This is a genomic window from Mycobacterium asiaticum (assembly GCF_001668675.1).
GTDB classification, from domain to species: Bacteria; Actinomycetota; Actinomycetes; order Mycobacteriales; family Mycobacteriaceae; genus Mycobacterium; species Mycobacterium asiaticum_D.
This window is the reverse complement of sequence record NZ_LZKQ01000264.1, coordinates 1-10,099: the sequence shown is the minus strand read 5'-3', so window position 1 is coordinate 10,099 and position 10,099 is coordinate 1. Positions and strand designations below refer to the sequence as shown.

General features: G+C 66.4%; 11 protein-coding genes. 6 read left to right on the top strand and 5 right to left on the bottom strand.

Translation table 11 applies throughout. From position 1 onward, the window contains the following. The 3 genes from A9X01_RS22280 to A9X01_RS22270 all read right to left on the bottom strand — a co-directional run. On the bottom strand, positions 1-403 hold a 403-nt coding region (locus A9X01_RS22280), incomplete at its 3' end, for an SDR family NAD(P)-dependent oxidoreductase (RefSeq protein ID WP_155772223.1). Next, a complete protein-coding gene (locus A9X01_RS22275) occupies positions 403-1,620 on the bottom strand; it encodes a cytochrome P450 (protein WP_065122802.1) in 1,218 nt (405 codons plus the stop codon). The genes A9X01_RS22275 and A9X01_RS22280, both read right to left, overlap by 1 nt. Then, positions 1,617-2,249, bottom strand: a complete 633-nt coding sequence (locus A9X01_RS22270) for a TetR/AcrR family transcriptional regulator (RefSeq protein ID WP_065122801.1) — start codon at positions 2,247-2,249, stop codon at positions 1,617-1,619. Before A9X01_RS22270 ends, A9X01_RS22275 begins: the two co-directional genes overlap by 4 nt. A 183-nt stretch (positions 2,250-2,432) precedes the next feature. Between A9X01_RS22270 and A9X01_RS22265 the strand changes: the two genes are divergently transcribed. From A9X01_RS22265 to A9X01_RS22250, 4 genes are read left to right on the top strand one after another with little or no spacing between them, the layout of a single operon-like run. Further along, positions 2,433-3,902 carry an aldehyde dehydrogenase gene (locus tag A9X01_RS22265; protein ID WP_065122800.1) on the top strand — a complete coding sequence of 490 codons (1,470 nt, stop codon included), beginning with the start codon at positions 2,433-2,435 and terminating at the stop codon, positions 3,900-3,902. Positions 3,903-3,915: 13 nt separating this feature from the next. Continuing rightward, positions 3,916-4,668 (top strand): SDR family oxidoreductase, encoded by a 753-nt coding sequence (locus tag A9X01_RS22260; RefSeq protein WP_065122799.1) that lies wholly within the window; start codon positions 3,916-3,918, stop codon positions 4,666-4,668. After that, positions 4,665-5,519, top strand: coding sequence for an NAD(P)-dependent oxidoreductase (locus tag A9X01_RS22255; RefSeq protein WP_065122798.1), 855 nt, complete (start codon positions 4,665-4,667; stop codon positions 5,517-5,519). Before A9X01_RS22260 ends, A9X01_RS22255 begins: the two co-directional genes overlap by 4 nt. After that, positions 5,519-5,947: a carboxymuconolactone decarboxylase family protein gene (locus A9X01_RS22250; RefSeq protein WP_065122797.1), complete on the top strand. Its 429-nt coding sequence runs from the start codon at positions 5,519-5,521 to the stop codon at positions 5,945-5,947. Before A9X01_RS22255 ends, A9X01_RS22250 begins: the two co-directional genes overlap by 1 nt. Positions 5,948-6,052: 105 nt before the next feature. Here A9X01_RS22250 and A9X01_RS22245 read toward each other — a convergent pair whose 3' ends face one another. Then, complete coding sequence (locus tag A9X01_RS22245) at positions 6,053-7,138, bottom strand: aldo/keto reductase (RefSeq protein ID WP_065122796.1); 1,086 nt, start codon at positions 7,136-7,138, stop codon at positions 6,053-6,055. Positions 7,139-7,221: 83 nt separating this feature from the next. Here A9X01_RS22245 and A9X01_RS22240 point away from each other — a divergent pair, with 83 nt between their 5' ends. Further along, positions 7,222-7,629, top strand: coding sequence for a MarR family winged helix-turn-helix transcriptional regulator (locus A9X01_RS22240; protein ID WP_065122795.1), 408 nt, complete (start codon positions 7,222-7,224; stop codon positions 7,627-7,629). 25 nt (positions 7,630-7,654) lie between these two features. Continuing rightward, a complete protein-coding gene (gene purD / locus A9X01_RS22235; protein WP_065122794.1) occupies positions 7,655-8,923 on the top strand; it encodes a phosphoribosylamine--glycine ligase in 1,269 nt (422 codons plus the stop codon). On the opposite strand, the gene A9X01_RS22230 is transcribed toward purD, so the two are convergent. Then, positions 8,920-10,099 (bottom strand): gamma-glutamyltransferase family protein (locus tag A9X01_RS22230; protein WP_065122793.1); only part of this gene is annotated, 1,180 nt, incomplete at its 5' end. The genes purD and A9X01_RS22230 overlap by 4 nt on opposite strands.

The following is a 10,099-nucleotide window of genomic DNA, read 5'->3' as shown; positions in this document are numbered from 1 at the left end:
CGAGCATGCCGGGGAGCACGGCGGCGGCCAGCCGGTTGGCCCCGACCAGGTGGATCTGCAGCTGCGACTCGAACTCGTCGGTGGTGATCTCGGCCAGTTTGCCGAAATACGTGTCACCCGCGCCGGCCACCAGCACCTCGATCTCACCGAGTGCCTCGACCGACTGCGCGACAAACGATTTCACCGAGTTCGGGTCGGTGACGTCCAGATGGAAGCCGACCGCCTCGCCGCCGTCGGCGTTGATCTTGCCGACGATGTCGTTGAGTTTCTCGACCCGGCGGGCGCCGAGGGCGACCGGAAACCCGTGCGCCGCGAGCTTGATGGCAGTGGCCTCACCGATGCCGGACGACGCGCCGGCCACGATGGCGGGGCGACGTTCGGGCAGGGGGTCAAACCGGGGCATTACCTGGCCTCCACGTGGATCGGTAGGTGGGCGAACCCGCGGACATTGCTCGAGTGGACGCGGACGGCGTTGGCCTCGTCCACTTCGTATCCACGGATTCGCTTGAACAGTTCGGTGAGCGCCACGCGGGCTTCCATCCGGGCCAGGTGGGCACCCAGGCAGAAGTGTGCGCCACTGCCGAAACTGAGTAATTTGGAACCGATCTCGCGACCGATCACATAGTCGTCGGGGCTGTCGAACACCCGCTCGTCGCGGTGCGCCGATCCCGGCAGCAGCAACAGCACGTCGCCCTCGGGAATGACTATGTCGTAGAGCTCCAGCGGGCCCGAAACGGTGCGGGCCAGGATCTGGCTGGATGTGTCGTAGCGCAGGGTCTCCTCGACCCAAAGCGGAATTTGGGACAGATCGTCGTACAGCGGAGCCAGTTGCTCGGGATTGCGGTGGCCCCAAAAGGCGGCGTTGGCAAGTAGTTTGGTGGTCGTCTCGTTGCCGGCGATAACCATCAGGAACATAAAGCCCAACACTTCTTCATCGGTGAGGCGGTCACCGTCGATCTCGGCTTCCAGCAACGCCGACGTCAGGTCGTCGGTCGGCTTCTTGCGACGCTCCTCGATCATTGCCTGGTAGTAGACGATCAGGTTGATCGACGCCTCGATCGCCGAGGCGGGTACATCGTTGACCCCGTCCTCGCGGTGCATCACGCCGTCGGCCATCGCCCGGATGCGGTCGCGGTCGGCAACGGGCACGCCCATCAGTTCGGAGATCACGTCCATTGGCAGCTTGCCGGCGAATTCGGCGACGTAGTCGACCGTTGCGTCGCCGGCCTGCTCCAGCATGACGTCCAGATGCTGTACCGCGAGCTCGGTGACGCGGGGCTCGAGTTCACGAATCCGGCGGGGAGTGAAGCCCTTTGACACCAAGGTCCGCAACCGCAGATGCGCCGGGTCGTCCATCGCCAGGAACGACATCGTCTTCGCCGCGTGCGGGCCGCGCGACACCGGGTCCAGCGAGACCCCGTCGCGGTTGGACAACGTGGTGCTGTTGCGGAATCCCTGGTGCACATCGCTATGCCGGGACACCGCCCAAAACCCCAGCGCCTCATTGCGGTACAGCGGCGCCTCGTCACGCAGCCGTCGGTAATAGGGATACGGATCCTCGTGAAAGTCGTAACTGTAGGGATCCAGGACCAGTTCGGAATCTCCGACATGGACGGTCATTGGTCACCCAGGGCTTTCTGCTCAGCGCCGGCCAGGATCAGGCTCGCCACATCGGCCAACCGGTCGGCGATCTCGTGATAGGTCAACTCGCCGCTACCGGCCTGCACGAGCGCGCCGAAGAACGCCATCTGCAGGGCCGCGGCGCAGCCGGGCTGCGCGCCCGGTCCGATGGCCGAGGCGATGCGGCGGTGGATCTCGGCGCCGATGCGATCGCGCACCGCGCGCACCGCGGGATCAGTCCCACCACCGAGCAGCGCCGCCGTGCAGGCCGCGCCGACTTCGGGTTCGTCGGCCACCACCAGCGCAAGATGACGCAGCGCCTGATGCACGCGGTCGGGCATCGGCTCGTTGACGTCGGTGAAGTACGGCACCTGGCGGACCAGATCGAGGTAGACCTCGGCGATCAGATGGTTCTTCGAGGAGAAGTAGGTGTACGCGGTGGCCGGGGCCACCTTCGCGCGGGCGGCCACCATCCGCACGGTCAAGTCGCTGTACGAGTGCTCCCGCAATGTCTCCATCCCGGCGGCCAGCACTTTGCGGAAGGTCTCTTCCTGGCGCCGGTTGCGCGGCGGTTGCCCGGTCGGTGACCCGGGCTCGGGATTGGCGGTAACCAGTGCATCGCTGGACACATGTCCAAGCTAGAGTATCGCCGCGACCAGAGGCAAGTCATCGCACCCAATTCGCACGTCAGCCGCCATTTAGTACCGTTGACTACCGTGGCCGGGCACGAGGCCCCTTGCACCGCGCAGGCCCAGAAGGCTATGGTTCCAGCGGGCGATATCGGACAACTGTCCACTTGATTGGAGCAGATTATGGCGTTGTTGGCCGACGGCGTTAGCGCGCTGTTCATCGACGGCAAGCTGACCGAGGGCAGTGCGGGCACCTTCCCGACGATCAACCCGGCGACCGAAGAGGTGCTGGGGGTTGCCGCGGACGCCGACGCCGAGGACATGGGGCGCGCGATCGAAGCCGCGCGACGCGCCTTCGACGACACCGACTGGTCCCGCAATACCGAGCTGCGGGTCCGCTGCGTGCGCCAGCTGCGCGACGCCATGCAGCAGCACATCGAAGAGCTGCGCGAAATCACCATCGCCGAAGTTGGTGCGCCGCGGATGCTGACGGCCATGGCCCAGCTCGAGGGTCCGGTCAACGACCTCTCATTCGCCGCGGACACGGCCGAGTCGTACGAATGGAACCAGGATCTCGGCCAAGCGGCGCCGATGGGCATCCCCACCAAGCGGACCATCGCGCGCGAAGCCGTCGGCGTCGTCGGCGCGATCACGCCGTGGAACTTCCCGCACCAGATCAATCTGGCCAAGCTCGGTCCGGCGCTGGCCGCGGGCAACACCGTCGTGCTCAAACCGGCGCCCGACACGCCCTGGTGTGCCGCGGTGCTGGGGGAACTCATCGCCGAACACACCGACATCCCGCCGGGCGTGGTCAACATCGTGACGTCCAGCGACCACGGTGTGGGCGCCCTGCTGGCCAAAGATCCACGGGTGGACATGGTTTCGTTCACCGGATCCACGGTCACCGGGCGCAGCGTGATGAGCGACGGCGCGGCCACCATCAAGAAGGTCTTCCTGGAACTCGGTGGCAAGTCCGCGTTCGTGGTGCTCGACGATGCCGAGCTGGGTGGCGCCGTCGGAGTGGCGGCGTTCTCGGTGTGTATGCATGCCGGGCAGGGGTGTGCCATCACCACCCGCCTGGTGGTGCCGCGGGACCGCTACGACGAAGCCGTCGCCATCGCGGCGGCCACCATGTCAGGCATCCAGGCGGGCGATCCCACTAACCCCAAAACGATTTGCGGGCCGTTGATTTCGGCCCGGCAGCGCGATCGCGTCCAGGGTTACCTCGACTCGGCGATCGCCGAGGGCGGCACCTTCGCGTGCGGCGGGGGCCGCCCGGAGGGCAGGGATGTCGGCTTCTTCATCGAGCCGACGGTGATCGCGGGTCTGGGCAACGACGCCAAGGTGTCCCGCGAAGAGATCTTCGGACCGGTGCTGACGGTCATCGCGCACGACGGCGACGACGACGCGGTACGCATCACCAACGACTCGCCGTACGGCTTGTCCGGCACGGTGTACGGGGCCGACCCCGACCGGGCCGCGGCGGTCGCGTCCCGCATCCGGGCCGGCACCATCAACGTCAACGGCGGTGTCTGGTACTCGGCCGACGCGCCATTCGGCGGGTACAAGCAGTCCGGCAACGGCCGCGAAATGGGCCTGGCCGGATTCGAGGAGTACCTCGAAACGAAACTCATTGCGACAGCGGCTAACTGAAGGGGCGCGCAGCGTGGCACGATTCGAAAACAAGGTGGCGATCGTCACCGGGTCCGGTGGCGGCATCGGCCAGGCGTACGTCGAGGCGCTGGCGCGCGAGGGTGCCTCGGTGGTGGTCGCCGACATCAACGCCGAGGCGGCCGAGGGGGTGGCCAAGCAGATCGTCGCCGACGGCGGCACCGCCATCAGTGTCCCCGTTGACGTTTCGGACCCCGCCTCGGCCAAGGACATGGCCGACCGGACGCTGGCGGAGTTCGGCGGCATCGACTACCTGGTCAACAACGCCGCCATCTTCGGCGGCATGAAGATCGACTTCCTGCTGACCGTCGACCCCGAGTACTACAAGCGGTTCATGAGCGTCAATCTCGACGGTGCGTTGTGGTGCACCCGCGCGGTCTACAAGAAGATGGCCAAGCGCGGCGGCGGCGCGATTGTCAACCAGTCCTCGACCGCAGCCTATCTGTATGCCAACTACTACGGCCTGGCCAAGGTCGGCATCAACGGCCTGACGCAACAACTTTCGCGGGAGCTGGGCGGCCAGAACATCCGCGTCAACGCCATCGCGCCCGGTCCGATCGACACCGAGGCCAACCGCACCACGACGCCCAAAGAGATCGTCGACGACATCGTCAAGGGACTTCCGTTGTCACGATTGGGCACTCCGCAAGATGTGGTCGGCATGTGCCTGTTCCTGCTCAGCGACGAGGCGTCCTGGATTACCGGGCAGATCTTCAACGTCGACGGCGGACAGATCTTCCGGCCATGACCAACCTCAAGCTGGGATACATCGGTCTCGGCAATATCGGTGCCCCAATGGCCAAGAAGATGGCGGATTGGCCTGGCGGTTTGATGGTCTACGACGTGCGTCCCGAAGCCATGGCGCCGTTCGCTGACCGGGGCGCCACGCTGGCCGACAGTCTCGCCGACATCGCCACCACCGACATCATCAGCATCACCGTGCTCAACGACGAGCAGGTGCGCACAGTGGTCGGTGAGTTGGCTTCGCACGCCAAACCAGGAACCATCATCGCGATTCACTCGACGATCAGCGACACCACGGCCGAGGAACTGGCACGGGAGATGCAGGCCCGGGACATCCATGTCATCGATGCGCCGATCAGCGGCGGCGGGCGTGCCGCCCGCTTCGGTCAGCTGGCGACCATGGTGGGTGCCAGCGATGAGGTGTTCGCCCGCGTCAAGGAGCCGTTCTCGCATTGGGCGGAATTGGTTGTGCACGCCGGGCCTCCCGGTGCGGGAACCAGGATGAAGGTGGCCCGCAACATGCTGACCTTCACGATATATGCGGCGGTCGGTGAGGCGTGGAAGCTGGCCGAAGCGGCAGGACTGAACCTGCAGGATCTCGGCAACGTGGTGCGGCACACCGACAAGCTGACCGGCGGCGCCGGGTCGATCATGTACCGCGACGACACCAAAGACCTTGAGCCGGGCCACTTTCTGTATGACGGATTCATGCACACCCGCGGCCTGGGCGAGAAGGATCTACGGTTGGCGCTGGAATTGGCCGAGTCCAACCACGTAGACCTGCCCCTGGCTCGGCTGGCCCTCGAGCGGCTTGCGCCGGGCCTCGGGGTACCGCACACACCGAAGGAGGCGTGATGGACGAACTGCGCCGCAAGGGCCTCGAGAAGATGAACGAGGTCTACGGCTGGGAGATGCCCAACATCGAGGGCGATCCGTACTTCGACCTCACCGTCGACCATTTGTTCGGCGATATCTGGACGCGTCCGGGATTGTCGATGCGCGACAAACGCATCATGACGCTGACCGCGGTCACCGCCGTCGGCAATCGCGACCTGGCCGAGATCCAAATCAACGCAGCACTTCTCAACGGCGAACTCGACGAGACCGAACTCAAGGAGATGGCCGTCTTCCTCACCCACTATCTCGGCTTCCCGCTGGGCTCGGCGCTCAACGGCGCGGTGGATACCGTCGTCGCAAGGCGCAAGAAGGCCGCGGCCAAAGGTGCCGCCGAGGACAGGAAAGCGAACGTCGAGGGTGCCCTGAAGATGCACTCCGGCGAGTAGCCGACGCCTCGGCCCTCCCGGCGAGCAGACACAGAATCGCACTGTTCGGGCCGCAGGCGTGCGATTCTGCGTCTGCTCGCGGGGAAATGAAGCGGGGGAAATCCCTCAGTAAGGGCGCGCGCCCGTGGGCATCACATATTCCGAGACCGGTGCGGATACGCCGTTGACTGTGGTGCCGCCGTTGATGATGCCGGGCGCCATCTCCAGCATGTTGCTGGGGAACCCGAATGTCGGTGTGGTCAGCTCATTGAGCCGGGCCAATTCGTCGGCGTCCAGGCTCACGTCGGCCGCGCGCAGGTTGTCGTCGAGCTGGGAGAGCCTGCGGGCCCCGATGATGACCGACGAGACGGCCGGCTGAGCCTGCACCCACGCGAGCGCGACCGCCGCGACGCTGGTCTCGTGCGCCTTGGCGATGAGCTCGAGCTCATCGATCAAGGCGTACGTCTGCTCGTTGAGGAACGCGTCGACGAGCGCGCCGCGGTCACCCTGGTGCTGGCCCACGTTGTCCCGGGTGTATTTGCCGCTGAGCACGCCGCTTTTCAGCGGGGACCACGGCGTGATGCCCAGGCCGAATTCGCTCGCCATCGGCACCAGTTCCTGCTCGACCGTGCGCTCGAGCAACGAGTATTCGATCTGCAGTCCGACGAAGGCCGACCAGCCGCGGAAACGCGCAATCATGTTGGCTTCGGCGATCTTCCACGCCGGGGTGTCGGAGACACCGAGGTAGCGCACCTTTCCGGCCCGCACCAGGTCGTCGAGGGCGGCCATAGTCTCCTCGATGGGCGTGTCCTTGTCCCAGAGGTGCAACCAGTACAGGTCGATGTAATCGGTCTGCAAACGGCGCAGCGAGTTCTCACAGGCTTTGATCACCGACTTGCGGCCCGAGCCACCGCCGTTGGGATCGCCCGGGTACAGGTTGCCGCTGAACTTCGTCGCGATCACCGTGCGATCGCGTCGGTCCGGGTGGCGACCGATGTGGTCGCCGATGATCTTCTCGGAATGGCTGGCGGTGTAAAAGTTCGCGGTGTCGATGAAGTTGCCGCCGAGTTCGAGGTACCGGTCGATGATCTGTTGAGACTCTTCCACGCTGGTGCCCCAACCGAGATCCTCGCCGAATGTCATCGCGCCGAGGCATAAGGGGCTGACCCGTAAGCCGGAACGTCCGAGTGTCACATAGTGATCCAGAGGCATGATCGCCGCTTTCTGATAGATTGTTCGATTATGCGTTTGTTCACTAAGAAACTAGTTCATCTCTGAACGATCTGGCAAGTCGAATGTCTGAGATCGACGCGGCCAAGATCTGGTCGCTGAACTACCGGGTGTTGTCGTCGGTCATCACCGGCGTTCAGGCCGACATGTGTGCCCTCGGGCTGGAGGCCAAGGAGCTGTTCCTGCTGGCCGAGGTCGACGAACATCCCTATCCCGCCGAGCTGGCCGCGGCGCTGACCATGCCCAAGGCGACTGTCACGCTGTACCTGAAGCGACTCGAGGCGGCCGGATTCGTACGGCGTGAGATCGATCCTGCCGACCTGCGCCGCCACCGGCTGCTGCTCACCGACTCGGGCCGCCGGGTTACCGCCGACGGCCTCGCGCTGCTGGCCGGCGAGTTCGACAAGCGGCTGGAACGGCTCAGCCCCGCGCAACAGAAAGAGCTGAAAAACCTGCTGGAAAAGATTCTCTGAGGCGTTGCGGCTAGTCTGACCTGTCGTGCGCGTCCTGGTGATCGGCTCCGGTGCCCGTGAACATGCCCTGCTGCTGGCGCTGAGCAGGGATCCGCAGGTCACGGGCCTGGTCGTGGCGCCCGGAAACGCCGGCACCGGCCGTCTCGCCGAGCAGCACAACGTCGACATCACCTCGAGTGCGGAGGTCGTGGCGCTGGCCCGCAAGGTGGAGGCCGACCTGGTGGTCATCGGGCCCGAAGTACCGCTGGTCCTCGGAGTGGCCGATGCAGTGCGCGCTGCGGGCATCGCGTGCTTCGGCCCCGGCAAAGACGCGGCCCGCATCGAAGGGTCCAAAGCGTTCGCCAAGGAGGTCATGGCCGCCGCAGGCGTCCGCACCGCGTCCAGCGAAATCGTCGACAACCCGGGGCATTTGGATGCGGCGCTGGATCGCTTCGGCCCGCCGGCCGGTGACCCGGCCTGGGTGGTCAAGGACGATTCGCTGGCGGCCGGCAAGGGGGTGGTGGTGACCTCGGACCGCGATGCCGCCCGCGCGCACGCCGCCGGGTTGCTCGAAGCCGGGCACCCCGTGCTGCTGGAGTCCTTCCTCGACGGCCCCGAAGTGTCCCTGTTCTGTGTGGTCGACGGTCCGACGGTGGTGCCGCTGCTGGCCGCGCAGGATTTCAAACGGGTCGGCGACGGCGACGCCGGCCCCAACACGGGCGGGATGGGTGCCTACGCCCCGGTGCCGTGGCTACCCGACGACGTCTACCGCGACATCGTCAGCCGGATCGTCGAACCCGTTGCGGCCGAACTGGTCAAGCGCGGCAGCCCATTCAGCGGGTTGCTCTACGCCGGCATGGCCATCACCTCGAATGGCCCCGCGGTGGTCGAATTCAACTGCCGATTCGGCGATCCGGAAACCCAGGCCGTGCTGGCCCTGCTGAACTCCCCGCTGGGCCAATTGCTTTACGCCGCCGGCACCGGCACGCTCGCCGACTTCGGGCCACTGCAGTGGCGCGAGGGCGCCGCCGTCACGGTGGTGTTGGCGGCCGAGAACTATCCCGGACGGCCGCGGGTCGGCGACGTCATCAGCGGTTCGGAGGCCGACGGTGTCCTGCACGCCGGCACCGCCCGGCGCGACGACGGCGCGATCGTCTCCTCCGGCGGGCGGGTGCTGTCGGTGGTGGGCACCGGCCCCGACCTGTCCGCGGCACGCCAACGGGCATACCAGATCCTCGACTCGATCCGGTTGCCCGGCAGCCACTTTCGAACCGACATCGGTCAGCGCGCGGCCGAGGGGCAGATAACCGTCTAGAACGCCGCGGCCTGCCCGTCCCGGCGGGGATCGCTCACCGCGAGGTAGCCGTCGTCGAGCCGCCAGAGGGCCTGACAACTCCCGAACGCGTTGTAGTCGTCGACGGTCAGCAGTTCGTGCCCGCGCTCACGCAACTCGTCGAGGGTGGCCGGCGGGAAGCCGCGCTCGCAACTGACCTGCATGCCGTGCACCCAGCGGAACCGTGGTCCGTCACACGCCGCCTGCGGGTTCTGGCCGTAGTCGGCGATGCGCACCAGCACCTGCACGTGGCCCTGCGGCTGCATGGGTCCGCCCATCACGCCGAAACTCATCACCGGGGCGCCGTCCTTGGTCACGAAGCCCGGGATAATCGTGTGGAAGGGGCGCTTGCCGGGTCCAACACGGTTCGGATGACCTTGCTTCACAACGAAATCCGCGCCACGATTCTGTAGGGCGATCCCCGTGCCCGGCACCACCACGCCCGAGCCGAAGCCCATGTAGTTCGACTGGATCATCGACACCATCATCCCCGCGGCGTCGGCGGCGGTCAGATACACGGTGCCGCCCCTGGGCGTTCCGGCCGACACCGGCAGCGCCCGACGCGGATCGATCAGGGCGGCGCGCTGCTGCAGGTAGGCCCGGTCCAGCAGATGCTCGGCCTGGACCGTCATGTGCTCGATGTCGCCGACGTGGGCCTGCGCGTCGGCGAAAGCCAGCTTCAGCGCCTCGATCTGCACGTGCACGCTGTCGGCGGAATCGACTGGCCACGAGGACATGTCGAACTGCTCGAGGATGCCCAGCGCGATCAGCGCCACGATGCCCTGCCCGTTCGGCGGTATCTCGTGGACGGTATAGCCGCGGTAGTTTCCGCGCAGGGTGCCCACCCAGTCGGCCCGGTGGGCGGCGAGGTCGTCGGCCCGCATCGCCCCGCCGTGCGCGGTGGCGTGTGCCTCCAGCTTCTCCGCCAGCTCGCCGCGGTAGAACGCCTCCCCGCCGGTGGCCGCAATTCGCTCCAGGGTGGTTGCGTGATCGCCCAGGATGCACAACTCGCCGGGGCGCGGCGATCGCCCACCGGGCAGGAACGTCTCGGCGAAGCCCGGTTGGCCGACGAAGACCGGGACCTGGGCGGCCCACTGTGCGGCGACCTTCGGCGAGACCAGAAAACCGTTGCGGGCGTAAGCGATTGCGGGAAGGAAG

Bases quoted from the DNA above. Each gene is read 5' to 3' on its own strand.
- A9X01_RS22275 (WP_065122802.1), bottom strand. From the start codon at position 1,620: ATGACCGTCCATGTCGGAGATTCCGAACTGGTCCTGGATCCCTACAGT.
- A9X01_RS22265 (WP_065122800.1), top strand. From the start codon at position 2,433: ATGGCGTTGTTGGCCGACGGCGTTAGCGCGCTGTTCATCGACGGCAAG.
- A9X01_RS22255 (WP_065122798.1), top strand. From the start codon at position 4,665: ATGACCAACCTCAAGCTGGGATACATCGGTCTCGGCAATATCGGTGCC.
- A9X01_RS22250 (WP_065122797.1), top strand. From the start codon at position 5,519: ATGGACGAACTGCGCCGCAAGGGCCTCGAGAAGATGAACGAGGTCTAC.
- A9X01_RS22245 (WP_065122796.1), bottom strand. From the start codon at position 7,138: ATGCCTCTGGATCACTATGTGACACTCGGACGTTCCGGCTTACGGGTC.
- A9X01_RS22240 (WP_065122795.1), top strand. From the start codon at position 7,222: ATGTCTGAGATCGACGCGGCCAAGATCTGGTCGCTGAACTACCGGGTG.